At 68.3% G+C, this 26850-nt stretch carries 28 protein-coding genes; 11 read left to right on the top strand and 17 right to left on the bottom strand.

The window, feature by feature from the left end:
• The first annotated feature begins 79 nt into the window (after window positions 1-79).
• Window positions 80-664, top strand: coding sequence for a DUF1826 domain-containing protein (locus OU998_RS01270; protein ID WP_267515047.1), 585 nt, complete (start codon window positions 80-82; stop codon window positions 662-664).
• Here the strand turns inward: OU998_RS01270 and OU998_RS01265 are convergent, their stop codons facing one another.
• Window positions 665-1042: a DUF4260 domain-containing protein gene (locus OU998_RS01265; protein WP_267515046.1), complete on the bottom strand. Its 378-nt coding sequence runs from the start codon at window positions 1040-1042 to the stop codon at window positions 665-667.
• Window positions 1039-2646, bottom strand: a complete 1608-nt coding sequence (gene pgi, locus OU998_RS01260; RefSeq protein WP_267515045.1) for a glucose-6-phosphate isomerase — start codon at window positions 2644-2646, stop codon at window positions 1039-1041. Before pgi ends, OU998_RS01265 begins: the two co-directional genes overlap by 4 nt.
• A 111-nt stretch (window positions 2647-2757) precedes the next feature.
• Here pgi and OU998_RS01255 point away from each other — a divergent pair, with 111 nt between their 5' ends.
• Window positions 2758-3234 carry a hypothetical protein gene (locus OU998_RS01255; protein WP_267515044.1) on the top strand — a complete coding sequence of 159 codons (477 nt, stop codon included), beginning with the start codon at window positions 2758-2760 and terminating at the stop codon, window positions 3232-3234.
• 4 nt (window positions 3235-3238) lie between these two features.
• On the opposite strand, the gene OU998_RS01250 is transcribed toward OU998_RS01255, so the two are convergent.
• Window positions 3239-3979 carry a glycosyltransferase family 2 protein gene (locus OU998_RS01250; RefSeq protein ID WP_267515043.1) on the bottom strand — a complete coding sequence of 247 codons (741 nt, stop codon included), beginning with the start codon at window positions 3977-3979 and terminating at the stop codon, window positions 3239-3241.
• Window positions 3980-4055: 76 nt separating this feature from the next.
• Between OU998_RS01250 and OU998_RS01245 the strand changes: the two genes are divergently transcribed.
• From OU998_RS01245 to OU998_RS01235, 3 genes are all read left to right on the top strand, one after another.
• Window positions 4056-5738, top strand: a complete 1683-nt coding sequence (locus OU998_RS01245) for an ArnT family glycosyltransferase (RefSeq protein ID WP_267515042.1) — start codon at window positions 4056-4058, stop codon at window positions 5736-5738.
• Complete coding sequence (locus tag OU998_RS01240) at window positions 5735-6649, top strand: hydroxymethylglutaryl-CoA lyase (protein WP_267515041.1); 915 nt, start codon at window positions 5735-5737, stop codon at window positions 6647-6649. Before OU998_RS01245 ends, OU998_RS01240 begins: the two co-directional genes overlap by 4 nt.
• 91 nt (window positions 6650-6740) lie before the next feature.
• Window positions 6741-7163 (top strand): hypothetical protein, encoded by a 423-nt coding sequence (locus OU998_RS01235; RefSeq protein WP_267515040.1) that lies wholly within the window; start codon window positions 6741-6743, stop codon window positions 7161-7163.
• A gap of 224 nt (window positions 7164-7387) precedes the next feature.
• Here the strand turns inward: OU998_RS01235 and OU998_RS01230 are convergent, their stop codons facing one another.
• The 3 genes from OU998_RS01230 to trhA form a co-directional block, all read right to left on the bottom strand.
• Window positions 7388-7747: a hypothetical protein gene (locus OU998_RS01230; RefSeq protein ID WP_267515039.1), complete on the bottom strand. Its 360-nt coding sequence runs from the start codon at window positions 7745-7747 to the stop codon at window positions 7388-7390.
• Complete coding sequence (gene phaR / locus OU998_RS01225; RefSeq protein WP_267515038.1) at window positions 7744-8373, bottom strand: polyhydroxyalkanoate synthesis repressor PhaR; 630 nt, start codon at window positions 8371-8373, stop codon at window positions 7744-7746. Before phaR ends, OU998_RS01230 begins: the two co-directional genes overlap by 4 nt.
• A gap of 88 nt (window positions 8374-8461) precedes the next feature.
• Window positions 8462-9175: a PAQR family membrane homeostasis protein TrhA gene (gene trhA / locus OU998_RS01220; protein WP_267515037.1), complete on the bottom strand. Its 714-nt coding sequence runs from the start codon at window positions 9173-9175 to the stop codon at window positions 8462-8464.
• A gap of 158 nt (window positions 9176-9333) precedes the next feature.
• On the opposite strand from trhA, the gene OU998_RS01215 reads away from it, so the two are divergent.
• Window positions 9334-10509 carry an acetyl-CoA C-acetyltransferase gene (locus OU998_RS01215; RefSeq protein WP_267515036.1) on the top strand — a complete coding sequence of 392 codons (1176 nt, stop codon included), beginning with the start codon at window positions 9334-9336 and terminating at the stop codon, window positions 10507-10509.
• Window positions 10510-10686: 177 nt separating this feature from the next.
• On the opposite strand, the gene htpX is transcribed toward OU998_RS01215, so the two are convergent.
• Complete coding sequence (gene htpX / locus OU998_RS01210; RefSeq protein WP_267515035.1) at window positions 10687-11661, bottom strand: zinc metalloprotease HtpX; 975 nt, start codon at window positions 11659-11661, stop codon at window positions 10687-10689.
• Window positions 11662-11756: 95 nt separating this feature from the next.
• Between htpX and OU998_RS01205 the strand changes: the two genes are divergently transcribed.
• Together OU998_RS01205 and OU998_RS01200 are read left to right on the top strand one after the other, a co-directional pair.
• Window positions 11757-12014, top strand: coding sequence for a DUF1674 domain-containing protein (locus OU998_RS01205; protein ID WP_420709777.1), 258 nt, complete (start codon window positions 11757-11759; stop codon window positions 12012-12014).
• Window positions 12015-12079: 65 nt separating this feature from the next.
• Window positions 12080-12883 carry a hypothetical protein gene (locus OU998_RS01200; protein ID WP_267515034.1) on the top strand — a complete coding sequence of 268 codons (804 nt, stop codon included), beginning with the start codon at window positions 12080-12082 and terminating at the stop codon, window positions 12881-12883.
• A 3-nt stretch (window positions 12884-12886) separates the two neighbouring features.
• Here OU998_RS01200 and pyrF read toward each other — a convergent pair whose 3' ends face one another.
• A complete protein-coding gene (gene pyrF, locus OU998_RS01195) occupies window positions 12887-13618 on the bottom strand; it encodes an orotidine-5'-phosphate decarboxylase (RefSeq protein WP_267515033.1) in 732 nt (243 codons plus the stop codon).
• Between the two features lie 88 nt (window positions 13619-13706).
• On the opposite strand from pyrF, the gene OU998_RS01190 reads away from it, so the two are divergent.
• On the top strand, window positions 13707-14402 hold the full coding sequence (locus OU998_RS01190; RefSeq protein WP_267515032.1) for a MarC family protein: 696 nt from the start codon (window positions 13707-13709) through the stop codon (window positions 14400-14402).
• A 3-nt stretch (window positions 14403-14405) separates the two neighbouring features.
• On the opposite strand, the gene OU998_RS01185 is transcribed toward OU998_RS01190, so the two are convergent.
• Window positions 14406-14816, bottom strand: a complete 411-nt coding sequence (locus OU998_RS01185; protein ID WP_267515031.1) for a metallopeptidase family protein — start codon at window positions 14814-14816, stop codon at window positions 14406-14408.
• A 129-nt stretch (window positions 14817-14945) separates the two neighbouring features.
• On the opposite strand from OU998_RS01185, the gene OU998_RS01180 reads away from it, so the two are divergent.
• Complete coding sequence (locus tag OU998_RS01180; RefSeq protein ID WP_267515030.1) at window positions 14946-17312, top strand: sensor histidine kinase; 2367 nt, start codon at window positions 14946-14948, stop codon at window positions 17310-17312.
• On the opposite strand, the gene OU998_RS01175 is transcribed toward OU998_RS01180, so the two are convergent.
• Window positions 17309-18952: a M28 family metallopeptidase gene (locus OU998_RS01175; protein ID WP_267515029.1), complete on the bottom strand. Its 1644-nt coding sequence runs from the start codon at window positions 18950-18952 to the stop codon at window positions 17309-17311. The genes OU998_RS01180 and OU998_RS01175 overlap by 4 nt on opposite strands.
• Before the next feature lie 37 nt (window positions 18953-18989).
• Window positions 18990-20204: a TIGR03862 family flavoprotein gene (locus OU998_RS01170; RefSeq protein WP_267515028.1), complete on the bottom strand. Its 1215-nt coding sequence runs from the start codon at window positions 20202-20204 to the stop codon at window positions 18990-18992.
• Between the two features lie 63 nt (window positions 20205-20267).
• Here OU998_RS01170 and greA point away from each other — a divergent pair, with 63 nt between their 5' ends.
• Complete coding sequence (greA, locus tag OU998_RS01165; protein WP_267515027.1) at window positions 20268-20747, top strand: transcription elongation factor GreA; 480 nt, start codon at window positions 20268-20270, stop codon at window positions 20745-20747.
• Window positions 20748-20778: 31 nt separating this feature from the next.
• Here the strand turns inward: greA and OU998_RS01160 are convergent, their stop codons facing one another.
• Genes OU998_RS01160 through miaB form a run of 6 tightly spaced genes read right to left on the bottom strand, consistent with a single transcriptional unit; the run spans window position 20779 to window position 26828 of the window.
• On the bottom strand, window positions 20779-21855 hold the full coding sequence (locus OU998_RS01160; protein ID WP_267515026.1) for a sialidase family protein: 1077 nt from the start codon (window positions 21853-21855) through the stop codon (window positions 20779-20781).
• 43 nt (window positions 21856-21898) lie between these two features.
• On the bottom strand, window positions 21899-22312 hold the full coding sequence (locus tag OU998_RS01155; RefSeq protein ID WP_267515025.1) for a helix-turn-helix domain-containing protein: 414 nt from the start codon (window positions 22310-22312) through the stop codon (window positions 21899-21901).
• Between the two features lie 19 nt (window positions 22313-22331).
• The gene (gene lnt / locus OU998_RS01150) at window positions 22332-23963 is read right to left on the bottom strand and encodes an apolipoprotein N-acyltransferase (protein ID WP_267515024.1); all 1632 of its coding nucleotides are present in this window, start codon (window positions 23961-23963) and stop codon (window positions 22332-22334) included.
• 2 nt (window positions 23964-23965) lie between these two features.
• Window positions 23966-24430: an rRNA maturation RNase YbeY gene (gene ybeY, locus OU998_RS01145; protein WP_267515023.1), complete on the bottom strand. Its 465-nt coding sequence runs from the start codon at window positions 24428-24430 to the stop codon at window positions 23966-23968.
• Window positions 24427-25413, bottom strand: a complete 987-nt coding sequence (locus OU998_RS01140; protein WP_267515022.1) for a PhoH family protein — start codon at window positions 25411-25413, stop codon at window positions 24427-24429. The genes ybeY and OU998_RS01140 overlap by 4 nt, the downstream gene beginning before the upstream one ends.
• Window positions 25413-26828, bottom strand: coding sequence for a tRNA (N6-isopentenyl adenosine(37)-C2)-methylthiotransferase MiaB (gene miaB, locus OU998_RS01135; protein ID WP_267515021.1), 1416 nt, complete (start codon window positions 26826-26828; stop codon window positions 25413-25415). Before miaB ends, OU998_RS01140 begins: the two co-directional genes overlap by 1 nt.
• Window positions 26829-26850 lie beyond the last annotated feature (22 nt).

The following is a 26850-nucleotide window of genomic DNA, read 5'->3' as shown; positions in this document are numbered from 1 at the left end:
GCTGCGCCGAGCTTGACCACAGCCGGGCGACTATGAGAGTTACGTTATAGTATAACACGCACAGTCAGCAAGGTTTTCCATGGCGGTCGGCGCAGTCGTCCAGGGGCAGGCGCCCACGGTCTTCACCACCCTGTTCGAGCCGCAGGTGCGGATGGCGATCTGGTCGCGGCCCAGCCCCATGCCGCCCGACGCCCCGCCCCCGGCCGACTTCACCGCCGAATGCGACGGGCGCTGGATCGCCCCATCCGGTCCGGCGCCCGAGTGGTTTCTCCAGGATATCGAGAGATTGGCGGAGATCGTGGCGGCGATCAGCGGATGCGAGACTTGGCGCGCGCGGTGCGAGACCGTGACCCGGCGCGCCTGCCCGCGCTTTCACCAGGACGCGGTCCCGGTGCGCCTGATCGTCGCCTATGAGGGGCCGGGGCCGGAATGGGCCTTCGCCGGCGAGATCGGCGAGGATCTGGACGGGCGCAACATCAGCACGCGCCGCCGGGTGCGCACCCTTCACCCCGGCGATGTCGCCGTCATGAAGGGCACGGCGCCGGGCTGGGAGGCCTGGCCGGAGTTTCCGGAGGTTCTGCACCGCTCGCCGCCGGCCGGGAGACGATCCCCCCGGCGCGTCTTGACGATCGACGCCGCGCCGGGCCGCGAGGACCGGGTTTGATCAGGATCGCGACTGGGCGCGTCCGATCAGGCCGAGGTGAGTCACGCCAAAGGCTTCAGGCGATTTCAAGCCATATCCCAAGGCGCGGTCCAGGCCGATATGGACCAGCCAGATCAGCGCCACGGACGTCGCTGACGGGATAGACGCTGCGAGCCCCACGCCGCCCAGCAGGAGGGGGCCGATCAGGCTGTGCGCCAAGTTATAGACCAGGGCGCCGAAACGCGGCCCCGCCAGATAGGCCGCGAAGCTGACGTCGGGAACCAGAAACAGGACGGCGAACAGTATCCAACCTGCGTCCATATGGGCGTAGGCGATGAGGCCTGCGCCGAACAGCGCCACGCCCTCAAGCCTTTGCCAGGCCGCAGCGACGACGTTCATCGAGACAGACGCTTCATCAGGCCGGCGGTGGACGGGTCCAGATCGGCGGAGGGGCCGCCGGCGTGGACGTCCTTCAGGATCGCCTTGGCCAGGACCTTGCCCAGTTCGACGCCCCATTGGTCGAAGCTGTTGATGTCCCAGATCACGCCCTCGACGAAGGTCTTGTGCTCATAGAGGGCCAAGAGGGCGCCCAGGGTCTCGGGCGTCAGACGGTCCATCAGAATGGCGGTCGAGGGGCGGTTGCCGGTGAAGGTGCGGTGGGACGCCAGACGGGTGGCCTCATCCTCCGACAGACCCTGGGCCAGGCCTTCCGCCTTGGCGGCTTCGGTGGTCTTGCCCAGCATCAGGGCCTGACCCTGGGCCAGGGCGTTGGACCAGAGCGGCGATTCCGGCGCGTCGGCATGGGTCTTGGCGACGATCACGAACTCGGCCGGGACGATCTGTGGGCCCTGGTGGATCTGCTGGAAGAAGGCGTGCTGGCCGTTGGTGCCCGGCTCGCCGAACACCACCGGGCAGGTCTGGCGCGTGACGGGGGTTCCGTCGCGATGCACCCGCTTGCCGTTCGACTCCATCTCCAGCTGTTGCAGGAAGGACGGCAGGCGACGCAGGGCGTGGGCGTAGGGCGCCACGGTGCGGGCGGGCCGGTTCAAACCATCGACGTTGAACACCTGGGCCAGGGCCAGCAGGATCGGGGCGTTCTGCTCCAGCGGGGCCGAGACGAAATGGTCATCCATAGCGGCGGCGCCCGCCAGCATGGCTTCGAACACGTCCCAGCCCAGGGCGATGCCGCACGACAGGCTGACCGCCGACCACAGCGAATAGCGGCCCCCGACCCAGTCGCGGAAGGCGAAGGTGCGGCCGCAGCCGAACTGCCCGGCCTTTTCCGGCGCCGCCGTGACCCCGATGAAGTGTTTGGTCATGCCCTCGGCCGGCAGGGCGGCGGCCAGCCAGGCCTTGGCCGCCTCGGCGTTGGCCAGGGTTTCCTGGGTGGTGAAGGTCTTGGACACGACCACGACCAGGGTGGTTTCGGGATCGAGACCGGTCAGGGCCTCGGCCATGTCGCGCGGATCGATATTGGCGACGAAGCGCAGGTCGATGGCGGGGTCCAGCGGGCGCAGGGCGTCCCAGACCACGCGCGGGCCCAGGTCCGACCCACCGATGCCGACGTGGACGATGGCCTCGAACTTGCGGCCCGTGGCCCCCGCTTCGGCGCCCGAGCGGACGGCGTCGGCATAGGTTTTCATATCGGCCCGCACGGCGTCCACCTCGGCCGAGACCGGCTCGCCCAGGGCCTTAAAGTCGGCGCCGGCAGGGGCGCGCAGGGCCGGGTGCAGCACGGCCCGCCCCTCGGTCAGGTTGACGGCCTCGCCGGCGAACAGGGCGGCGCGACGGCCCTCGACGTCGCTGGCCCGGGCCAGGTTCAGACAGGCCTCGAAGGCGGCCTGGGTCCAGCTCTGTTTCGACAGATCCAGATAGAGGCCCGCCGCCTCGACCGACATTCGCGCCACACGGCCGGGATCGGCGGCGAATTGATCCACGATACGGGTCTTGCCGGCAGTTTCAGCGGCGGCGTCGAAAGCGGTCCAGGCGTCGTCACGGGTCATCGGTCATCCTCTGGGGAGAGAAGGCGGGAGAGAAGAAGATAAACACTCGTTTACGGGTCGGGCGTATGCCGGTTCAACGTCCTAGCTGACGCTGAAACAGGAAGTCACCTCATGTCCTGCGGCCTTGCTCTCACAATCGCCCTGTCGATGTCCAATCCTGCGGTGGCCCTGGCGGCCGAACAGCCCCACGCAGCGGTCGGCGCACCTGTTTCGGTCGCCGCCGAGCCCTTGTTCGCGGATATCGTGGCTCGATCCGGCGCGCTGAAGGCCATCGTGGACGGCTGGGCGGCGTCCAAGGCGGCCGAAGACGCGGCCTTCTTCACCAGCCAGGCCTTCGTCGGCTTCAAGGCCCAGGCCGAGGCCCTGGCCGCCCTGGACCTGCAAGGTCATCTGATCCTGAAGGAACGCGGCACGGACGGCGATCTGAAATGCATCCTGCGGGGCATCTCCGAAGACATGCCGAAAAAGCTGGAGGCTGTGCAGGCGGCGGCCACGCCGGCCGAGCGCGCCACCGCCCTGTCGGAACTGTCCTATTTGCTGAACGACAATGTCGAGGTGATCACGGCGCCGCCGCAGCCGGAAGTCTAGAAGATCAGAACTCCGAGATCGCGCCGGGACGACGCGAGCGGGTCTTCAACCACATGACGCCCAGCAGGTCGGCGAAGGCGACCTTCAGCCGACCCCAGTTGGTGTATTTCGACCGACCCGTCTCACGGTGGCGGTGATCGACATCCAGATACAGGTTGCGGAACCCCTCGCGGATCACCAGCGCCGGGAGGTAGCGGTGCAGGTGGTCGAAATAGGGAAGCCGCAGGAAGACGTCGCGACGGAAGACCTTCAGCCCGCATCCGGTGTCGTCGGCGTCGTCGCCCAGCAGGCGGCGACGGATACGATTGGCCCAGAGCGAGGCCTGACGTTTGGCTTGAGAATCCTGACGCTTGGCGCGGCGACCGCCGACCAGGCCGACATCGGCGGGCGCGGCCAGCAGGGCCTCCACCAGACGCGGCGCATCGGCGGGCGGGTTCTGGCCGTCGCCGTCCATGGTCACGATCACAGAGCCCCGCGCGGCCAGAACGCCCGTGCGGACGGCGCGGCTCTGGCCGGCGTTGGCGCCGTGCGACAGGATGCGCAGGGCCGGTAGTTCGGCCTGGGCGGCCTTCAGTTCGGCCAGGGTGGCGTCCTTGGACGCGTCGTCGACGAAGATCATCTCATAGGATCGGCCGGCGAAGGCGGCCGCGATCTCGCGCGCCAGGGGCACGGCGGCCCCGGCCTCGTCATGGACGGGGACGACGACGGAAATCTGGGGCGCGGCTTGGCTTGTCTCGACGGTCATCGCCGCTCCATAGACGAGATCGACGGCTTAGGGGAGACGGCTGACGACAGGCCGGTCGGCGTGTAAGGATCGTCGAATGAAGACTTTCGATCTGGATCGCCGCATCGCCGGCTGGAGGGGGCCGCTGTTCGCCGCCCTGCTGACGCTGGTGGCCGGCCTGCCCGGCCTGTTGCTGTTGCCGCCGTTGGACCGGGATGAAAGCCGGTTCGCCCAGGCCACGGCCCAGATGCTGGAGAGCGGCGACTATGTCGACATCCGCTTCCAGGACGAGCCGCGCTGGAAGAAGCCGGTCGGCATCTACTGGCTTCAGGCCGTCGCCGTCTCGCTGACCTCGGACGTCGAGAATCGCGACATCGCCCCCTATCGGATTCCGTCGCTGCTGGGGGCCATGCTGGCCGCCTGGGCCGTGGCCTGGGCCGGATCGGCCATGCTGGGGGCGAGGGTCGGCTTCTTCGGCGGAGCCATCATGGGCGCCACCTTCCTGTTGTCGACCGAGGCAGGCATCGCCAAGACCGACGCCATGCTGTGCGGCGCCACCACCCTGGCCATGGCGGCCCTGGCGCGGATCTATATGGCGGCAAAGGCCGGCGAACGACCGATCCGGCCGCACAAGCTGCTGTTCTGGATCGGGATCGGCCTGTCGATCCTGATCAAGGGGCCGATCGGGCTTCTGGTGATCGTTTTGGCCGTCATCGCCCTGTCGATCTGGGATCGCGACGTGAAATGGCTGGCGCGGCTCGGCTGGGGCTGGGGCCTGCCGCTGGTCGCCCTGATGGTCGGGCCCTGGGCCATCGCCATCACCATCGCCACCGACGGCGGCTTCTGGCGCGAGGCCATCGGCGGCGACCTGGCGCCCAAGATCGCCGGCGCGCATGAGAGCCATTCCGGCTTCCCCGGCATGTATCTGTTGCTCGCGCCCCTGCTGTTCTTCCCCTCGACCCTGCTGCTGCCCGCCGCCGTTTCGACCGGCTGGAGCCGCCGGGCCGAGCCCGCGATCCGCTTCCTGGTCTGCTGGCTGGTTCCCGGCTGGCTGATGTTCGAACTGGCCCCCACCAAGCTGTGGCACTACACCCTGCCCACCTTCGGCGGTCTGGCCCTGCTGGCCGCCGCCGCCCTGGCGCGACCGATCGGCAAGGTCTCGCGCATCACCGGGGCCGTACTGGCGATGTTCGCGGCGGTGCTGATCATGGGGATCACCGTCTATGGATTGACGGTCTATGGCACATCGACGGCCCAGACCTGGGCGGCCCTGACCGTGGGAACCACCTTGGCGGCCGCCGCCATGGGCGCCTTCCTGCTGCTGAACCGGGCGCCGGTCGCGGCCCTGGTCGCCTCGCTCGCCTTTGGGATCGTGGCCCATGGCGCCCTGGCCGGAACCATCCGTCAGCTGCGCCCCCTGGCCATCGCGCCCCAGCTGGAGAAGACGCTGGAGGCCGCCGACCTGCATCCGCGCCAGGGCCGCACGCCCGGCCCGGTGGCCATCACCACCTTCCATGAACCCAGTTTCGTCTTCCTGACCGGGCGGGACACCGAACTGACCGACGCCGAGGGCGCCGCCCGCGCCCTGGCCGAGGGCCGGCCCGCCATCGTCGAAGGGCGCGACGCCGACGCCTTCCGCGCCGCCGCCGGACGACTGGGCGTCTCGGGTCGCGCCGTCGGGGTGGTGCGCGGCTACAATTATTCGGGCGGGGACGAGATGAACCTGACCGTCTATGCGCCCCCGCCCCGTCCGACGACCAGCGCTGGCGAGACGCAGTGAGCCGGTTCATCCAGATCGTCGAGGTCGGTCCTCGCGACGGTCTTCAGAACGAAAAGACGGTGCTGGAGCCCGCCGTCCGCGCGGACTTGGTTCGGCGACTGGAGACCGCGGGCGCGCGGCGGATCGAGGCCGTTTCGTTCGTCCATCCCAAATATGTGCCGCAGATGGCCGGCGCCGAAGCGGTGATGGCGGCCCTGCCCTCGACCCCCGGCCGCAGCCGCATCGGCCTGGTCCTGAACGGCAAGGGTTATGACCGGGCCCTGGCGACCGGTGTGGACGAGGTCAATGTCTCGGTCGCCGCCACCGACGGCTTCGGCCTGAAGAACCAGGGCCTGTCGGTGAAGGACCAGCTTGTCATGCTGGGCGAGATCGTCGGCCGCCGACACAATGCGGAGGCGTCGGACGGCGCGCCGTCGCTGTCGGCCATGATCTCCTGCGTCTGGGGCTGTCCGTTCGACGGCGAGGTTTCCGTGGACCAGGTTGCGGACATGGTCGGCGCCATCGCCGAACTGGGCGTCGGCGAGATCGGCCTGGCCGACACCATAGGCGCGGGCGACCCCTGGGCGGTGACGCGCAAGGTCGAGGCCGCGCGCAAGGCGGCCCCTGAGGCCACCCTGCGTCTCCATTTCCACGACACCCGAAACACCGGCCTGGCCAACGCCTATGCGGGGGTCGAGGCGGGGATCGACGTGCTGGACGCCTCGGTCGGCGGCATCGGCGGCTGCCCGTTCGCACCCGGCGCCACGGGAAACATCGCCACCGAGGACCTGGTCTATATGCTGACGCGCGCAGGGTTCGAGACCGGCTATGATATGGACGCCCTGATCGCCACGGCGCGCTGGATCGGCGAGGCCATCGGCCGCCCGGCCCCGTCCGCCCTCAGCCGCGCAGGCGGTTTCCCTCGCGCCTGAGGCCCGTCGTCACACCTCCGTCGTGGCGAACGGAGGCAAAAGGCGGTAGTCAGGGTTAATAAGCGCAGCCATTGCGCCGGGGAGGACCGCCATGCTGATCGCCATACCCCTGCTGCTGATCCCGGTGATCCTGTACAATATCGTCGTGCTGTTCGGGGCCTCGAGCAATGTCGGCATGGCCCAGGCCGACGCCATATTGCGCGACCCGCTGTTCTCCATCCCCATGGCCTCGGGCGCCCAGTGGAACATCGGCTCAGGCGATCTGATCCTGTTCCTGGGCCTGATCCTGCTGTTCTTCGAGCTGATCAAATCGACCTCCAGCCAGAAGGTCGCCATCGTCAATCACGCCCTGTCGATGGTCCTGTTCATCGTGGTCCTGGTCGAGTTCCTGCTGATCCGCGGCTTCGCGACCTCGACCTTCTTCCTGATCGTGGTGATGATCCTGCTGGATGTGCTGGCGGGCTTCATCGTCACCATCATCTCGTCCCGCAAGGATTTCGACCTCGGGAATTGATGGTCGAGGGCGGACAGCAGGCCCCATACGGCCTCAAGCAGCCCGAAGGGCGGTAGGCCCCTAAGAAGCCGATAGGCCCTAAGAAAAAGCCGTGAAAATCAGGGCCACGACGGCGACGTCGAAAACCTTGGCGGCGAGGCTGAATGCGGCGGGCATGGGCTGGTCCGAAAAGAGGCGGTCTGCCCCCGTCCCAGCAAGCCCCGTGCCGCCTCGCCTCCCCGTCGTCAGATGTCGGTCTTGGCGGCCTTGCCGATCGGCGGCCGACGCTCGGCTTCGCCTGAATATTCGGTTCCCAGATAGGCGGCGCGGGCCGCATCCAGAACCGGCGGGCCGCCGCGCAGACCCCGCTTCTGGCCCTTCTGCCCCATCTGCTGGGCTGCAAAGGCGGCCGCGCCGACGTCGACCGCCCCATGGACGGCAGGTCTTGCCGGGCCGGGCTCGGGCTTGAACTCGGGTTCCGAGGTCTCGATCTCGACCAGGGCGCGCGACGGCGCCGGTTGCGCCCGGCGTTCCCGTTCACGCCGTTCCCCTTCGCGACGGTCCACGCGTTCGGGACCGCCGACCGCGCGGATTCGATCGGTCATTTTGTCTTCGAGCCGCCCGCCAGACGATCGATCTGGGCGCGCATCTCGTCCATCTGGCGACGCATCTCGTCCAGGGCGTCGGACGTGTCGGGCGCGTCGGGCGCGGCCTTGGTCTCTCCGGCCTGAGGCGTGGGCTCGACACGCGAATAGCCGAAGGCGGGGAACATCTGCATGGCCCGTTCGAACATGGCCATATTGGTCTTGGCCGCCTCTTCCATAAGGCTGGCGCCCGAGCCTGAGCCGAAGGCGCGGCTCACCTGGCTGGCGAACTGCTCCTGCTGACGGCCGAAATTGGCCAGCGACATCTCGAGATAGGAGGGCAGCACCCCCTGCATCTGACCGCCGTAAAAGCCGATCAATTGCCGCAGGAACTGCACCGGCAACAGGGCCTCGCCCCGGCTTTCTTCCTCGAAGATGATCTGGGTCAGGATCTGGCGGGTCAGGTCGTCGTTGGTCTTGGCGTCGAAGACGACGAACTCGGTCCCCTCGCGCACCATGACGGCGAGATCCTCCAGCGTCACATAGGCGCTGGTTCGGGTGTTGTAGAGCCTTCGGTTCGCGTACTTCTTGATGACGACCTGCGTACCGTCGCCGTTCTTTCCGCCCTTGGTTTTTTCGTCAGCCACGCTTGTTCTCGCGATGTTGCAACGCGTCACTATCCTCCGTTGCGGCGCGAAGCGCCAGAGGCCGTGACAGCGCAGCCCGCGGACGGTCCTAGTGGCTCAGAACAGGAGCCAGAACCACGCCGACCAGCACCGCCGTCCAGTGGACCGTGGCGCCGGTGACGACGAACCCGTGCCATATGGCGCGACGGAAACGCACCTTGGGGCTGATGAAGACGAAGACCCCGGCCGTATAGATCAGGCCGCCGAGCACCAGCAGGCCCAGGGCGATCGGATGGACGGTCTCCACCATCGGCTTCAAGGCCGCGACCGCCAGCCAGCCGAAGACGACATAGACGGCGCTCCAGAAACGGTCGGAGATACGGGGCGCGAACAGCTTTACCGCAGCGCCGGCGAAGGCAAGGCTCCAGATCAGGGCCGTGAAACCAATAGACCAGGCGCCCTCGAACCTCTGGGTCGTGAAGGGGGTGTAGCTGCCGGCGATCATCAGAAAGATGGCCGCTTCATCCAGCCGGCGCAGCACGGGACGCGCTGCGCAGGGATTGGTCCAGTTGTAGAGGGTCGAAGCCGTCAGCATGCCGACTAGGCAAAGGGCGTAAACGGCCGTGGCGAGCACGCCGCCGATCCCGGTGTAGACCCCGGCCAGACCCGCCAGAATAACGCCCCCGACCGCCGCCAGCATCAGGCCGACGACATGCACCCAAAGGTCCGCCAGCTTTTCGGCGCGCGTCTGGTAATGCTCGATCATGTCCAACTCGTCCGGGGTGCAGACGTGGGCGGCGAGGCGTTTCAGCGTGCGGAGCATGGCCAATCAATCCAGGATCGTCCGTAATGTTCCTGAAGAATGCACCATCAGGGTGACGAATGACTGAATCCCGGGCCAAGTTTTTTGGACCACAGGTGACGAAGCCGCCACGATGCGGCAAAACGGCAACTTGATATTCAGCAGCGAGTGAAATCCCTATGACCGAGGTCGTCATTGTTTCCGCCGCCCGCACGCCCGTCGGGTCTTTCCTGGGCGCTTTGTCGGCCCTGCCCGCGTCGAAACTGGGCGAGATCGCCATCAAGGCGGCCCTGGAAAGAGCCGGCGTGTCAGGCGACGAGGTGGACGAGGTGATCCTGGGCCATGTGCTGCAAGCCGCCGCCGGCCAGGGTCCGGCGCGCCAGGCCGCCGTCGGCGCCGGAGTGCGCCAGGAAGCCCCGGCCTGGAGCCTGAACCAGATCTGCGGCTCGGGCCTGCGCGCCGTCGCCATCGCCGCCCAGCAGATCGCCCTGGGCGACGCCAAGATCGTCGTCGCCGGCGGACAGGAGAGCATGAGCCAGGCGCCCCACGCCCAGCAGCTGCGGGCCGGCCACAAGATGGGCGACGTCGCCCTGGTCGATACCATGGTCAAGGACGGGCTGTGGGACGCCTTCAACGGCTATCACATGGGCCAGACCGCCGAGAACATCGCCGACAAATGGGCGATCACGCGCGAAGCCCAAGACGAGTTCGCCCTGGCCAGCCAGCACAAGGCCGAGGCGGCGCAGACTGCGGGACGGTTCGACGCCGAAATCGTTCCGGTCGTCATCCCCGGCAAGAAGGGCGACGTCGTCGTCGACAAGGACGAATATATCCGCCACGGCGCGACCATCGAGCTGATGCAGAAGCTGCGGCCCGCCTTCGCCAAGGAGGGCAGCGTCACCGCCGCCAACGCCTCGGGCCTGAACGACGGCGCCGCCGCCCTGGTGCTGATGAGCGCCGAAGAGGCCAAGGCGCGCGGCCTGGAGCCACTGGCCCGGATCGCCTCCTACGCCACGGCCGGGGTCGATCCGGCGATCATGGGCACGGGGCCGATCCCGGCCTCGAAGAAGGCGCTGGAAAAGGCGGGCTGGACCGTCGCCGACCTGGACCTGGTCGAATCCAACGAGGCCTTCGCCGCCCAGAGCCTGTGCGTGGTCAAGGAACTGGGCCTCGACCCGGCCAAGGTCAACGTCAACGGCGGCGCCATCGCCATCGGCCACCCCATCGGCGCCTCGGGCGCCCGCATCCTGACGACGCTGCTGTTCGAGATGAAGCGGTCGGGCGCGAAGAAGGGCCTGGCCACCCTGTGCATCGGCGGCGGGATGGGCGTGGCGATGTGCGTGGAGCGGGGGTGAGCAATCTGCGCCCTCCCGCGCCCACCTCAGCCCTCATCGGCATGAACCCAAACACGCCCCAGCGCGCGCAAATTGGCTTCTCCGCGTCCTGATTTCTAAGACGAATTCAGGAAAATTCGACAGTTGGGCCAGTGTTCGTCGCCGAACGCGCCGGATCCTCAGAAAAAGATGCCGCAGTCAGCCCCAGGGGCCGCGAGGTTCTGTCGGCGTGGCGGGCACGCCGGTGGTCGTGCGGACGGGGGTGACCGGCACAGCTGATGCGGCGGCCGATTCCACAAAGGCGCGGGGCCGCACGCCCATCTTCAGTCCCAAATCGATCAGCGCCTTCACGCGGTTGCCGGTGGCCGGGTGGGTCGAGAACAGGTTGTCGGCGCCGCGCCCGGCCAGGGGGTTGATGATGAACATCTGGCCCGAGGCGGGATTGCGCTCAGCCGTGGGATTGTGGATCCGCTTGGCGTAGGCGTCGATCTTCTGCAGGGCCGAGGCCAGGGCCTGGGGGTCGCCGGCGATTTCGGCGCCGACGCGGTCGGCCTCGTATTCGCGGCCCCGGCTGATGGCCATCTGCACCAGGCCGGCCGCCATGGGCGCCAGGATCATCAAGGCCAGGGTCCCGATGATCCCCCCCGGCCGTTCGCGGTCGTCGCCGCCGCCGAAAAACAGGGCGAAATTGGCCAGGGCGGCGATGGCGCCGGCGATGGTGGCCGTCACCGTCATGATCAGGGTGTCGCGATTCTTCACATGGGCCAGTTCGTGCGCCATCACCCCGCGCACCTCTTCCCGCGTCAGCATGTCCAGCAGGCCGGTGGTGGCGCAGACGGCGGCCCGTTCAGGATTGCGGCCGGTGGCGAAGGCGTTGGGCTGGTCGTTGGGGATGATGGCGACCTGGGGCTGGGGCAGGCCCGCGTCGCGGGCCATCTGGCGCACGTCGGCGACATAGTTGCGCACCACGGCGTTGGGGTGTTGCTCATCGACCGGCTGGGCCCGGTACATCTTCAGCACGATCTTGTCGGCGTTCCAGTAGCTGAACAGGTTCATGCCCCCGGCGAACACCAGGGCGATCACCATGCCGGTCGCGCCGCCGATCAGATAGCCGAGGCCCCCGAACAGGGCGGTCAGGGCGGCCAGAAGGATGAAGGTCTTCAGGTGGTTCATCGTCGTTCCATCCGCGATCATCCGGCTTTTTCTGGCGTCACGGCTTCAATCGACTATTTGAAGCCATGAGGAGCCGCCCTCAAGGGAGCAGACCTGTGACCGAACATCCCACCCCCGATATGACCGACGCGACCGCCGACAAGGAAAACGCGTCTGTTTTCAACGCCGACGTCCCGCACGCCACGCCTGAAAAACCTCTGAGCGAGGTCGCCCGCCGCGCCCTGCTGGAAGCGGCTGATCGTCGCGCGGCGGAGCAGACCCCACAAAGCGCCAGCGAATACGGCGGTCCGACCGGCCCGGAACCCACGCGCTATGGCGACTGGGAGAAAAAGGGCCTGGCGGTCGATTTCTGACCGACGGCGCCCCCGGCCGGGCGCCGCACTTGCCTGAACAGGGACAACTCAAAGGAGTCTGTCCCGTGACGATACAGTCCATGATCGCGGCCGCATCGGCGGCCCTTCTGCTTTCAGCTGCGCCCGCCCTGGCCGGCGGGCCCTCGAGCGGCGGTTGCGGAAGCTGCGGCGGCGGTCATCAGGGCGGGGGTCACGGCGGCGGCGGGCACCCAGGAGGCGGGCACGGCGGTGGGAACTCCAACAGCAACGTCAATGTGAACGTGAATGCCGGCGCCAACGCCTCGGCCTATGCCGGAGCCGCCGCCTATTCGGCCGTCAACGCCCGCGCCTATTCCCATTCGTCCAGCTTCAGCCGTGGCTCCAGTGGGGGCGGCGTGACCTATGTCGGCGGCGGCGGTTACGCGGACGGCGGATACTCGGGCGGCTATATTCCCGGCCCGCCCGCGAACTTCGTCGGCCCGGCCCCGATCAGCGCCCCGGTCGGCTATCCGGTCTATGGTTTCGGACGCGACTATATCGGCTGGCGCCCCTATCAGCCGCAACGCCCGGCCGACTGCGGCTGCCGCCCCGAACCACGCCCCGCCTATCGCGAAGACCGGTACGAAGGCCGCTATCACGAGCGGCATGAACAGACCTATGAGCAGCACGGTTCCTACGAACAGCAGCGGGTCTATGTGGAGGCGCCGCCGGTTCAGGTTCAGGGTCCGCCCGTCGAGGTCGCCCCGGCGCAGATCTATGTCGCGCCGCCCGAGGTCCACGCCCCGCCGCCGGTTCAGGACTATTACGGCGACCTGCCGCCTCCGGACAATGTCGCGCCCCAGGCCCCGCCGCGCCAGTATTACGCCCAGGAGCCGGGCGAGCGCGGCTGATCGCTAGATCAGGGCGATGCTTTCGGCGACGGCCAGGGCTGCGGCCCTGGGATCAGGCGCCGCGGTGATCGGGCGGCCGATCACCAGATGGGTGGCGCCGGCCTGAAGCGCAGCTTCGGGCGTCGCGGCCCGCGCCTGGTCGTCCAGGGCCGCGCCGGTCGGCCGGACGCCGGGCGTCACGATCAGAAAATCAGGACGGCCGGCCGCGACCGCAATCTCGCGCACCCGGCCCGCTTCGTGCGGGCTGGAGACGACGCCGTCGACCCCGGCGTCCAGCGCCTGTCGGACGCGGCGCTCGACCAGGTCGGCCGGCGACAGGCTGTGGTCGTCGGCGGCCAGATCCTCGGCGGTCAGACTGGTCAGGACCGTCACGCCCAGGACTTTCAACCCCGATCCCGCCACGCCTCGCGCCGCCGCCGCCATCACCTGGGGCCGGGCGTGGACCGTCAGCAGGTCGCAGCCCGCATCCGCCAGATTGGCCGCCGCCTTTTCGACCGTCGCGCCGATGTCGTGCAGCTTCCAGTCCAGAAACACCTTGCGCCCCTCGGCCTTCAGGTCGCGCGCCAGGTCCATGCCGCCCGCCGCAAACAGCTGCAGCCCGATCTTGTAGAAGCCCACCGCGTCCTGCACCCGCGCGACCAGGGCCGCCGCCTCTGCGACCGTCGGCACGTCCAGGGCGCAGATGATCCGTTCGTCGGGACCGCGATTGGGGGCGACGGTTTGGGTCTGGGTCATCGACGGACTCGCGCTGAGCGGCTATGCGAGGACGCAAGGGGTGCGTCGGCGCGGCCGGCGTGTTGAATTTCAAGAGCGAGGCGAGGCGATGAACGCGGTCGATCTGGGTGTCAACCTGTTCGTGACCCTGTTCGCCCTGCTGGATCCGATCGGCAATCTGCCCATCTTCGCCGCCGCCACCGCCGGGGCCACCCTGCGTCAGCGGATTTCGGTCTCCGCCCTGATCTGCACCTTCGCCGCCGTCTTCCTCGCCTTCTTCCTGTTCACGGGCCTGGGCCTGCTGCAGTTCTTCGGCATCTCCCTGGCGGCCTTCCGCATTGCGGGGGGCATATTGCTGCTGCTGCTCGGCCTGGACATGGCGCGCGGCGACTTCCTGGCCATGTTCGCCGACAAGGACGCCATCGCCGATTCCAAAGACGTGCGCGGCTACGCCCGCCGGCGGTTCCAGCGGCTGGTGGTGCCCTTCGCCATACCGCTGATGATCGGCCCCGGCGCCATTTCGGCCGTCATCATCCAGGCCGGCGAGGCGGCCAAGCTGGGCTATGCCGGAACCATGGGATCGCTGGTCGCGATCACGGCGGCCTGCGCCGTCTCCTTCGTCTGTTTCGCCCTGACCGGTTCGCTCAGCCGCATGCTGGGCGAGGTGGGCATGGCCATCATCGTCCGCGTCCTGGGCCTGATCCTGTGCGCCCTGGCGATCCAGTTCATCCTGCTGGGCCTGGGCGAGGCCATCCCCGGCATGATCTCCGGCGCGGTGACGACCCCCTATCCAGCCGCGAACTAGGTTTCAGTCGGCCGCGTCCTCGATGGCGTGGATATCGTCGTCGGACAGGCCGAAATGGTGGCCGATCTCGTGGACCAGGACATGGGCGATCAGCTCGGCCAGGCCCACGTCGCCCCGCTCGCACCATTCGTCCAGGATCGGCCGGCGGTAAAGGAAGACCCGCGACGGCTCGGCCGCCGGTCCCAGGCTGTCGCGTCGGCCGATGTCCACGCCGTGATACAGGCCGGTCAGTTCGAACGGATCCTCGATCTCCAGGTCCGCAAGAGTCTGTTCGTCGGCGAAATCGTCGATGCGAAACACCACCTCTCCGGCTGCGGCGCGAAACTCCGCCGGCAGGGCCTCGAACGCCTCGCGCGCCAGGCGGGCGAAGTCGTCGAGAGAGGGGGCGAAGAGGTCGGCGGTCGCATCGGTCATGCCCCGGATATCGCCGCCCGCGCCCCTGAGCGCAATGGGGCGGGTTGACGCGAAGACGGCCCTGATTTTTTCTCGCGCGGTTGGGGTATGGTAAGGGCGAATCAGGTCGTCGTGACCGTAGGGACAAGTATGGCCGAGGCCGACATCGCCTATGTCGCCACAGCAGGCGCAGCCGGACTGGCTCTGGCGGTCAGCGCCTGGGCCCTTCGCCTGCGCGCGCGCCTGAACGCCACGACGGCCGCCGCGACGCATCAGCGTGACGCCGCCCTGACCGACCTGGGTCGTCATGACAGCATGCTTCGCGCCTTCGACGACGTCAGCCTGGCCCTGACGGCGACCGGCGAGGCGAGCGGACCGCCCATAGGTCCGGGCGAGCTGATTGACCGCCTGTCCGGCCCGGACGCCGGGGCTGCGGGGGACATGGGCGCCATTGTCCTCGGCCGGCTGAAACAGACCCACGCCGGCCAGATCGAGGCCTTGGTCGAGACCGGAAAAGGCTTCGAGGGCCTGATCGACCTGAACGACGTCGAACCCTGGCGGATCGAAGGCCGGGTGGCGGGCGGCGCGGCCTGGCTGCGGCTGTCGCCGGCGTCCCGGGTCATGCTGACCGGCGCCGACGCCACCGAGAGCGGCCTGGCCATGCTGGGCGACGCCTCGCCGATCCCGACCTGGGTCGTGGACGGCGCGGGGAAACTGGCCTGGGCCAACCGGATCTGGCTGCACGAGATCGGGGCCGAGACCGTGGTCCAGGCGCGGGAGATGGGCCTGTCCTTCGACCGGGGCGCCGACGCCCTGGTGGCCGAGGCCGGGCGGCTGGGCCTGAAACAGGAAGGGTTCCGCTGGACCACCGGCGGCGGCCATCGCCGGGCCTGGCGGATCATTGCCGAACCAGCCGGCGGCGGCGCCGTCATCGCCTTCGCCATCGAAGTGACCGAGGCGGAAGAGACGCGCGACACCCTGCGCCGCCACGTCGACGCCCATGACGAGACCCTGAACCATCTGGCCGACGCAGTCGCCATCTTCGGGCCGTCCAAGCGGCTGGCCTTCCACAACACGGCCTTCCAGACCCTGTTCGACCTGGATTCCGCCTGGCTGGACGAGCGGCCGACCCATGCCGAGCTTCTGGACCGGCTGCGCCAGCGCCGCCGCCTGCCCGAAGTCATGGACTATGCCGGCTGGAAAGCGCACGAGCTGGAGTTCTACGGCGCAGCCCAGGCTTCGCCCGACGACAGCTGGTCGCTGCCGGACGGACGGACGCTGCGGGTCGTGCGCCAGCCCCACCCGCTGGGCGGCATATTGCTGATCTTCTCGGACATCACCGACGAACTGAACCTGCGCAGCCGGTTCAACGCCCAGATCCAGGTCCAGACCGCCACCCTGGACAAGCTGAACGACGCCGTCGCCGTGTTCGGCTCCGACGGCCGGCTACGGCTGCACAACGAAGCGTTCGAGGACTTCTGGAACCTGACGGGCGAGCGGATCGCCGCCTCGAACGATTTCGACGCCATAGCCGAGCTGTGCAAGACCACCCTGCCCGACCCGGCCCTGTGGCTGGGTCTGAAGGCGCGGGTCGCCGACCCGGATCCGGAAAGCCGCATCGCCATCTCGGGCGAGGGCCGAACGGTAGACGGCCGCGTCGCCGCCTGGCAGACTCGCCCCCTGCCCGACGGCGCCACCCTGGTCGCCTTCTCGGACGTCACCGCACGGCGCGGCCTGGAACAGGCCCTGGTTCAGCGTGAGCAGGCCCTGGCGGAAAGCCAGGCGCTGAAGCGCGAGTTCGTCGGCAGCGTCTCCTACGAATTGCGCACGCCGCTGACGACCATCGTCGGCTATTCGGAACTGCTGGAGACCATGGGCGACCTGCCCGAGCGCAGCCGTCAGCACGCCGGCGCCATCCGCGTGGCCGCCAGCCAGTTGGCCCGCTCCATCGACGACGTGCTGGACATGGCCCAGATCGACGCCGGCGAGATGGAGCTGTCCTTGGGCGACGTCAGCATTTCCGACCTGCTGGGTCAGGCCGCCGAGCGCATTAGGCCCAAGATCGAGGGTCGCGGCGCTGCGCTGACCGTCCTGTGCGAACCCGGTCTACGGCCGATCCGCGCCGACGCCCATCGCATCGGCCAGGCCCTGAACCATCTGCTGGAGAACGCCGCCCGTTCGGTATCCGAAGGCGGCGAGGTGACGCTGTCGGCGGAAACCGGGAGCTCGGAGGTCCGTCTTTCGGTGTCGGATTCCGGCCGCGGCATCCCCTATCATCTTCAGGCCCACGTCTTTGACCGGTTCGTCCGGCGCGAACGCGGCGGTCCGGGCGTCGGTCTGGCCCTGGTCAAGGCCCTGGTCGAACTGCACGGCGGATGGGCCGAGGTCGAAAGCGAGCCCGGCAAGGGGGCCGCCTTCATCCTGCACCTGCCCCTGGGCGTCTCTCCGGCCGCCGCCGCGCCGGAACTTCCGCTGGACGTCCCGGCGCCCGCCCAAGCCGAACCGGTGGCCTCTTAAGGCCTTTCCGACCGAGACCGGTCCCGGGCCGGACCGAATTCAGCGCCGGGATTCCATTCCGGCCATTGGGTCGAGTCCGCCAGCTCGCGTCCGACGGCGTAGATCAGGGCCACGTCAGCCGCAGCGGCGTCCATGCGCCAGGTCGAATCCCATTCATCCGACGGCTGATGGTAGCGGTTCTGGACATAGTCGCGGCTGTCCGCGCTGGCCCCGGTGAAGCCGGCGGCGGGAAACAGGGCGGGCACACCCTTCAAGGCCAGGGGGAAATGGTCGGAGCGGTAGAAGGCCCCGGCCTGGGGCGCCGGATCGGCGATCAGGGTCCGGCCGGATGCGGTCGCGTGACGCGCCAGAACCGCGTCCAGCTGGTTCTTGCCCTTGCCGATCACCACGACATTGGGGTCGATCTCGGTCCCGGGCAGCAGGCTGTCGACATTGATATTGGCCACGGTGGTCTCGAGCGGCCAGACCGGATTGGCGGCGTAATAGGTCGAACCCAACAGTCCCGCCTCTTCGCCCGACCAGGCGGCGAAGACCACCGAACGCTTCGGCCGGGGGCCGTCGGCGAAGGCGTGGGCCAACTCCAGCAGGGCGGCGACCCCGGTCGCGTTATCGACCGCCGCATTATAGATCTTGTCGCCCGAGGGGTCGGGCGTGCCGACCCCGTAACCGTCCCAGTGGGCGCCGTACATGACGGTCTCGTTCGGGCGTTCGGAGCCGGGAATGCGGGCGATGACGTTCTGGGTCTCCACCCGATCGGCGATCTGGCCGAAATCGACGCTCATCGTCAGGCCGGGCAGGACGACCGGCCTGAACTCGGCGCGGCGCGCGCTGTCCTTCAGCGCCGCGAAGTCGAGCCCGGCGGCGGCGAACAGGTCTTCGGCCTTGGCGCGCTGGATCCAGCCCTGGAAGGGCGCGCGCTCGGCGTTCGGGTCAGCCCGGACGATGTCGAACTTGGGCGCGGCCGACGAATTCTGAAGCACCGACCAGCCGTAGCCGGCGCCGGCCGTTTCATGCACCACCAGCACGCCCGCCGCGCCGCGACGCCCCGCCTCCAGGAACTTGTAGGTCCAGCGGCCGTAGAAGGTCATGGCCTTGTCGTCGAAATTGCCGGCGACCGGATCGCCCGCGGGGGCTTCGAAGTCTGGATCATTGACCAGAACAAGGATGACCTTGCCCCGTACATCCACGTCCTTGAAGTCGTCCCACTGGCGCTCGGGCGCGGTGGCGCCGTAGCCGACGAAGACGACGGGCGCATCCGTTACAGTGATGTGGTTCACCGGGCGGTCGCTCGAGACCAGAACCTCCGGGCCGCGTTCCAGATTGATCGTCGTCCCGCCAACTCTGGCCGCGACGGTCGCCGGGCCATCCTGGCGGGTGCGCGACAGATGAGCGACCTGGACGAAGGCGCCGTCCGGTCCACCCCCTTCGGCTCCGGCGGCGCGGAACTGTTCAACCAGCCAGGCGACGGTCTTTTCCTCGCCGGGGGAGGCGGGCGCCCGCCCCTCGAATTCGTCCGAAGCCAGAACCCGAACCGCCTCGTTCATTCTTGCGGCGTCGATGTTCAGCCTCGCCTGCGCGGTGGCCGGGGAACAGGCGAGCATAAGAGCGAGGGCGGAAACGGCGGGCAGGGCGTGACGCATCGGGAACTCCTAACAGCGAACCCCAACCCTGCCCCCGTCAGTCCCGGCTGTCGAGCCAAGCCATAAGACCCCGCGCCGCAACGACCCCGGATGCGAAACTGGCCTGAAGCAGATAGCCGCCGGTCGGCGCCTCCCAGTCCAGCATCTCGCCGGCGACGAAGACGCCCGGTCGGGCGGTCAGCATCAACCGCTCGTCGACGCCCTCCAGATCCACCCCGCCGGCGGAGGAGATGGCGCGCTCCAGACCCTGGACGCCCGTCAGCGTCAACGGCATGGCCTTGATCCGCTCGGCCAAGGCGCGGGGCGAAACCGGCAGGGGTCCGGCTTCATACAGCAGGGCGACGGCGGCCGACTCGAGCCCGACCACTTTGCGCAGATGGTTCGACAGACTGGCCTTGCCGCGCGGCTTGGACAGTCGGTCGGTCAATTTGCCGACCGCGACATCCGGCTTCAGATCGATCTGGATATCGGCCCGCCCGTCCGCCTCTACCGACGACCGCAGTCCGGCCGACAGAGCGTAGACGGCGCCGCCTTCCAGGCCGTAGCGGGCGATCATGGCCTCGCCGCGCGCTGTCTTGTTCCCATGAGTCACGGCCACGCCCTTCAGCGGCTGACCGGCGAACCGATCACGGAACAGCGGCGACCAGGCGAGGTCGAAGCCGACATTGGCGGGGCGGAAGGGGGCGACGGCGATCCCGGCGGTCTCGAGCCAGGGTTTCCAGGCGCCGTCAGAGCCCAGGCGCGGCCAGCTGGCGCCGCCCAGAGCCAGGACCACGGCGTCCGGCCGTTCCAACCGCTCTCCGTCCGGCGTCTCGAACGCCAGAGCCCCATCTCGCCAGCCGATCCAGCGCGACCGGGTGCGGATTTCGACGTCCAGACCATCCAGCCGCGCCAGCCAGGCCCGCAGCAGGGGCGAGGTCTTCATCGCGTCGGGAAACACCCGCCCGCTGGAGCCGACGAAGGTGGTCTGGCCCAAGCCCTCGACCCAGGCGGTCAGGTCGGCGGGCGTGAAGGCGTCGATCCAGCGCGAGAGGGGCTCCTGGGCCGAGCCATAGCGGGTCAGAAACCGGTCGAGCGGCTCCGAATGAGTCAGGTTCAGCCCCCCGCGTCCGGCCATCAGGAACTTGCGGGCCACGGACGGCATCCGGTCGTGCACCACGACGGTCAGCCCGGCCTGGGCCAGGCGCTCAGCCGCCATCAATCCGGCGGGGCCGGCGCCGATGACATGGACTTGACGTTTGGATTGGATCATCCCCCGCTTTGCCCGGTTGCGGCGACGCTGGCTATAGGGACGCGGTTCGCTATGGTCCGAACCATGAGCGTCGCATTCACCCGAGAAGAAGATCTGGAAGCCACCGCCGCCGACCTGGCGGACCGCCCGATCTCGCCCCACCCCAATCTGGTCACGCCCGAAGGACTGGCCCTGATCGAGGCGGAACTGGCCGCCGCCCGCGCCGCCTACACCGCCGCCCAGGTCAAGGGGTCGATCGAGAGCGACCGCACCGCCATGGCGCGGGCGACCCGGGACCTGCGCTATTGGTCCGCCCGCCGCGCCTCAGCCCAGTTGATGGAACCCGGGGACGACGATGGTCGGGTGCGTTTCGGCGGCTGGGTCTCCATCGAGCGCGAGGACGGGCGGGTCCAGACCTGGCGGATCGTGGGGGAGGACGAGGCCGACCCGGCCAAGGGCTCGGTCAGTCATGTTTCACCTCTGGCGCGGGCGGTTTTGGGCCGACGGGTCGGCGACGAGACCACGGTCACGGGCCAGTCGATTGAGATCGTATCCTTAGGCTGACGGGCGCGCGCGGCCGAGGCGGCGGCGCGTGCTATTCCAGCTTCGACGGATCAACCACCACGTGGCGGATGCGTTCACGGTTATAGGTATAGGTCAGGTGAACCAAGCCGTCGCGGGTCTGAATGATCGCCGGATAGGCGTAGCCGTCCTTGATCGGCGCATCCTCGAGCGTCAGCACCTTGCGCCAGGTCACACCGTCGTCCGATAGGGCCAGGTTTAGCGGCCAGCGCGGGCCATGGCCTGGATCGCCGGGCAGATGGGCGCTGTGATTATAGACGATCAACTGACGGCCATCGCGCAATGTCACGGCGTCGGCGCCGGCGTTGGGATTGGGCAGGTCGATCGCCGCCAGCGGCGACCAGGTCCGACCGCCGTCGTTCGACCAGGTCATCGACAGCACGCCCTGGCGGGTCCGCGCGACCGCCTCCAGCCGACCGTCAGGATGGAACAACAGACTGGGTTGGATCGCCGCCAGCCCCACCGGCGAGGCCACAGGCGGGGTGGAGGTCCAGGTCTGACCGCGATCCTCGCTTCTTTCGAAATGTATCGACCATTCTTCGGCCGGGGTCTCGGTGCTGGACGGCGACAGCCAGGTCCCGTCGGCCAGAACCACAGGCTTGTTCTTGATCGGCCCCAAGATTCCGTCCGGCAAGCGGCGCGGCGGGCTCCAACTGCGACCGTCGTCCGTCGATGTACGCTCCATACCCCACCAGGTGCTGGGGCTGGGACCGGTCTTGTAGAACAGGTGAAGCGCTCCCTCTGGGTCCTGGAACAGGACGGGGTTCCAGGTCGGCAAGCGCGATCCGTCGGCTTGAACACCGTCCGCAACCGAGACCGGTGTTTCCCATCCCGCCGGTCCACGCCGCGCGAACCAGATCTCGACGTCCGGCGAGCGCTCATAGGCGCCCCCGAACCAGGCCGCCGCGATAACGCCTGTGCGCGTTTCGACGACGGTCGAGGCATGGGCCTGAGGATAGGGGGCTGTGGCGTAGATGAACTCGCTGACGACCACCGGCCCCGCAGGTTCAGCCGAGGTCGGTGCGGCGACAGCGGCGATCAGCACTGCCGCCAGGATTGGCGACAAATGGCGGAAAACGGATCGAATCATCTTGGGCTCCTGGACCAGATCGACGCGGCGATCGCCACTGACGTCAGCGAGGCTCGTCACCGCTTTCGCCACACATTTCCCGCATCATGTCCAGGATCAGCTTCTGATTTCGCAGCGGCAGAAGCGGGGCGAGGCGGGCGATCTCGACGCTTTGTTTCGTCGGCCTGTGCTGGTGATCGAAGCCGGCGGTCTCTTCTTCGCCCAGGCCCGGCTGCGCCTCCTTGAAGCCCTGAAAGAAGAACGGGATCTCGACCTTCATGAACTCGGCCATCTCGAACAGTTTCGAGGCCGAGACACGGTTCGCGCCCTTCTCGTATTTCTGAACCTGTTGGAAGCTGACGCCGACGGCGCGGGCCAGGGCGCTCTGGGTCAGGCCCAGGTCGAGACGTTTTTCCTGAACACGGCGGCCGACGTGGCGATCAACAGCGTGCGGCTGTTCGGTCTTGTCTCGCGCCATGCCCTTGCCCGCCCCCAAATCACCGTTCGATTCGCGAAATCCTAGATCGTGCGATCAACGGCCACAAGCCGACGAGACCGGCCGCCAGCAAGCCGGCCAGAAACAGCCAGTCGCCCAGCCGGCCGTAGGGCGTCACGCCAATCGGGCGCGGCAGGCGGGCGTCAATCACCCCCATGACGCCGGGGTCCAGTCTTTGCCCGTCCACGATCCGGCCCCAGGGGTCGATCATGGCCGAAATCCCTGTCGGCGTGGCGCGGGCGATGGGCAGACCGGTTTCGATGGCGCGGTAGCTGGCCAGGTTCAGATGCTGACGCGGGCCGGAGGTGGCGCCGAACCAGGCGTCGTTGGAGGCGTTGACGATCCAGTCCGGGCGGCCCGCAGATCCGCGCGTGAAGCCGGGATAGAGGCTTTCGTAGCAGATCAGGATCTGAGCCGGCGGCGCGCCTGGAATCTGGATCGGGGCAGGGGTTGGGCCTGCCGTGAAGTCGCTGGGCATATGCACCAGACTGCGCAGACCGATGGAGGTCATGATCGGACCGAGCGGCAGGTATTCGCCGAACGGCACCAGACGGTGCTTGTCATAGACGGCGGCGATCCGCAGACCGGGCCCGCCTTCGTCGGCTAAGGCGAACAGGCTGTTGTAATAGCGCGCGCCCTCGGGGGCCGTCAGATCGGCCTCGCCGCGCGACAGACCCATCAACAGCGTCTGGCCGGGACGAAGAGCCTCCGCGATGGCCGTGGCGTCCGTCGAGGCGAAGACCTCATTGGCCGAGGCCGGCAGGGCGCCTTCGGGCCAGACCACCACATCGGGAGTCCTCGCCCCCGGCTGTCCCGTCAGGGCGACATAACGGTCGACGATGGAGCGATAGGCCTCGGGCGACCATTTGGTCTCCTGTTTCACATCGGCCTGAACCAGGCGGACCACCGTGTCGGTGAACTGGAGCTCGGACTGAGCCAGCCGCACGGCGCCGAAGACGCCCACGGCGACGAGCGCCAGGATCCCCAGGCCCGCCGAGATCAGACGGCCGCGCTGTGCGCCGGGTCCGATCAGGGGCGCCAGGGCGGCGGTGGCGGCGACCGTGACCAGGCTCAGCCCATAGACGCCAACCACCGAGGCGAATTGCGACATGCCGCCGCCCGCCCGCCAGGTCGCGCCGGCCGGGTTCCAGGGAAAGCCCGTCAGCACATGGCCGCGCAGCCATTCGGCGGCGCAGAACAGGGCGGCGAACAACAGAACCCGGACCACGCCGATGGGGGCGAACCGGCGATAGAGGGCGCAGGCCGCGCCCCAGAACAGGGCGATCCCGGCCGGCAGCAGGCTGGCCGCGAAGGGCGCCATCCAGGCCTGTTCGGGATTGACGAAAAAGGCCTCCGCCACCCACCAGCAGCCGATGAAGAAATAGGCGAAGCCCGCCAGCCAGCCCATCCAGAAGGCGCCGCGCGTCGTGTCCGACCGTTCCGACAGGATCATCAGCAACGGATAGCCCAGCAGGCCCGCCAGCACCCCGAACGGCGGATGGGCCAGGGCGGTCCCAGCCCCCGCCAGCAAGGCCAGGCCGATGCGGATCAATCGCCAGGTCAGGGCGCGTCGCTTGTCTGGAAGCGCACGAATGCGGGCGGCGAAACGGTCGAGCGCGGCGTCGGGAAACATGGCTAGGCGTCCTGCCCATCTACAGAGAAATCGGCGGCATAGGGGTCGGCGACGCCGATCTGGGCCAGGATCTCTCGCTCCTCAGCCTCCATCTCTTCGGCCTCGGCCTCGTCTTCGTGGTCGCGTCCCAGGAGGTGCAGCACGCCATGGACGACCAGATGGCTCAGATGATCGGCCAGGCTCTTGCCCTGCGCCTGGGCCTCCGTCGCACAGACGCCGTAGGCAAGGACAATGTCGCCCAGGTGCGGTGCGGCGTTTTCAGGGGCGGGGAAGGACAGGACATTGGTCGGCTTGTCCTTGTCGCGGAACCGGCCGTTCAGTTCGCGCACCGCTGCGTCATCGGTCAGCAGGACGACGACATCGCCCTCGACGGCGCCCAGCGCAGCCTTCGCGGCCGTCTCCACCACTGCTTCGGCGTCCGGCAGGGCGCCGGTCCAGGCCTCGGCCTCGACTTCGATCTCGATCATGCGGGGTCTTCGAGGTCCGGGGCCGGGCGGCCTTTTGCGGCGTCGGCGTCATAGGCGCGGACGATCCGCTCGACCATGGCGTGACGCACCACGTCCGAGGCTTCGAACTTGAGGACGCCGACGCCCTTGACCCCGTCGAGAATGCGCAGGGCGTGGGCCAGGCCGGAATCGCGCGGGTTCAGCAGGTCGATCTGCGACGGGTCGCCGGTCACCACCATCCGCGCCCCCTCGCCCAAGCGGGTCAGAACCATCTTCATCTGTAGCCGCGAGGTGTTCTGGGCCTCGTCGACGATGACGAAGGCGTGGCTGAGGGTGCGGCCGCGCATGAAGGCGATGGGGGCGGCTTCGATCTCGCCCTTGTCGCGGCGGCGCTGCACGTCCTCGGCCCCCAGAATATCGTTCAGCGCCTCCCAGATCGGGGCCAGATAGGGGTCGACCTTTTCGTTCAGGTCGCCGGGCAGAAAGCCCAACTTCTCGCCCGCCTCGACCGCCGGCCGGGTGATGACCAGCCGGTCCACCTGTCCCCGCCGCAGCAGGGAGGCGCCATAGGCGGCGGCTAAAAAGGTCTTGCCGGTGCCGGCCGGACCGACGCCGAATGACAGCTCGCAGCGGCCCAGCATGTCCAGATAGGCGGCCTGGGCCTTGGTCTTGGGCACGATGGAACCGCGCTTGCCGCCCGGAAGCGACACGCCCGCCGCCGCCATGCCCGGCGTGCCCTTGCCGCCGCGCGTCTGGCCCAGGGCCGCGCGGACATCGGCGTCGGTGACGTCCGCGCCCATGGCGGCGCGCTTGGCCAGATCCTCGATCACCTGGCGAGCGTCCGAACGGTCGCGCGTGCCGCCGTTGACGGAGACCCCGCCGCCCGGCGCCTCGACCAGCACCTTGAACGCGTCCTCGATCAGGGCGACGTGACGGCTGTTGGGTCCGATCACCGCACGCAGTTCAGCGTCATTCAGGGGAACGAACTCGGAGTCTCTCGCCACTAGGCCGCCTTTTCTTTCTTCGCCGCCTCTGCGGAGACGAGCCGACCGGTCAGACTGTTCTGCTGGCCGGCGATGATTTCGACCGGAACGATCTGGCCGATCAGATGATCCGCGTCGTCGACATGGACCGACTGAAGATATGGGGATCGACCGATCGCTTGGCGACGGTGGCCGTGTCGGCCCGGCTTGTCGAACAGCACATTCAGGGTGCGCCCCGCCTGGGCGGCGTTGAAAGCGGTCTGCTGTTCGGTCAGCAGTTCGATCAGACGGTGCAGCCGCTCCTTGGCGGCCTCGGGCTCGACCTGCTTGCCCATGCCGGCGGCGGGAGTGCCGGGGCGGGGCGAATACATGAAGGCGAAGGCGCCCGCGTAGTTGACGCGGCGAACCAGATCCAAGGTGTCCTCGAACTCCTTGTCCGTCTCGCCAGGGAAGCCGACGATGAAGTCGCCGGCCATGGCCATGTCGGGCCGGGCCTCGCGAATGCGGGCGATCAGGTCGAAATACTTCTCACGCCCGTGCTTGCGGTTCATCAGCCGCAGGATCCGGTCCGACCCCGCCTGAACCGGCAGGTGCAGATAGGGCATCAGGGCGTCCAGGTCGCCGTGGGCCGCAATCAGGTCATCCGACATGTCGTTGGGATGGCTGGTGGTGTAGCGGATCCGGTCCAGTCCGGGGATTTCGGCCAGGGCGTAGGCCAGTTCGACCAGGCTGGACTTGCGGCCGTCCGGGCGTTCGCCGTCATAGGCGTTGACGTTCTGGCCCAGCAGGGTGACTTCGCGCACGCCGCGCCCGGCCAGGGCCCGCGCCTCTTCCAGCACCGAGGCCAAAGGACGCGACCATTCCGCCCCGCGCGTATAGGGCACGACGCAGAAGGTGCAGAACTTGTCGCAGCCTTCCTGGACCGTCAGGAAGGCGGTCGGCCCTTCGGTAAAGCGGGCGGCCGGCAGGGCGTCGAACTTGTCGTCGGGGGCGAAGTCGGCGCCGATCCGTTCGCCGCGCGCCCGCGCCGTCCGGGTCAGAAGCTCGGGCAGTTGATGATAGGCTTGCGGGCCGACGACGATATCCACCGCCGGCTGGCGTTTCATGATCTCCTCGCCCTCGGCCTGGGCGACGCAGCCGGCGACCGCGATGGTCAGATCGCCGCCCGCCTCGCGCTTGATGTCGCGCAGCTCGCGCATCTTGCCCAGTTCGGAATAGATCTTCTCCGCCGCCTTCTCGCGAATGTGGCAGGTGTTCAGGATGACGAAGTCCGCCGCCTTGACGTCGTCCGTCACAGCATAGCCCAGCGGGCGCAGGACATCGGCCATGCGCTCTGAATCATAGACGTTCATCTGACAGCCGTAGGTCTTGATGAACAGGCGCTTGGACGGCGTGTTCAGCGTCGCCTCGGCTTGCGGAACCAGGGTTTCGGTCATGCCGGGCTTATGATCGCCCGCA

This window comes from Brevundimonas sp. SL130, assembly GCF_026625805.1.
Taxonomy (GTDB): Bacteria; Pseudomonadota; Alphaproteobacteria; order Caulobacterales; family Caulobacteraceae; genus Brevundimonas.
This window is presented reverse-complemented; position numbering and strand designations above follow the sequence as displayed.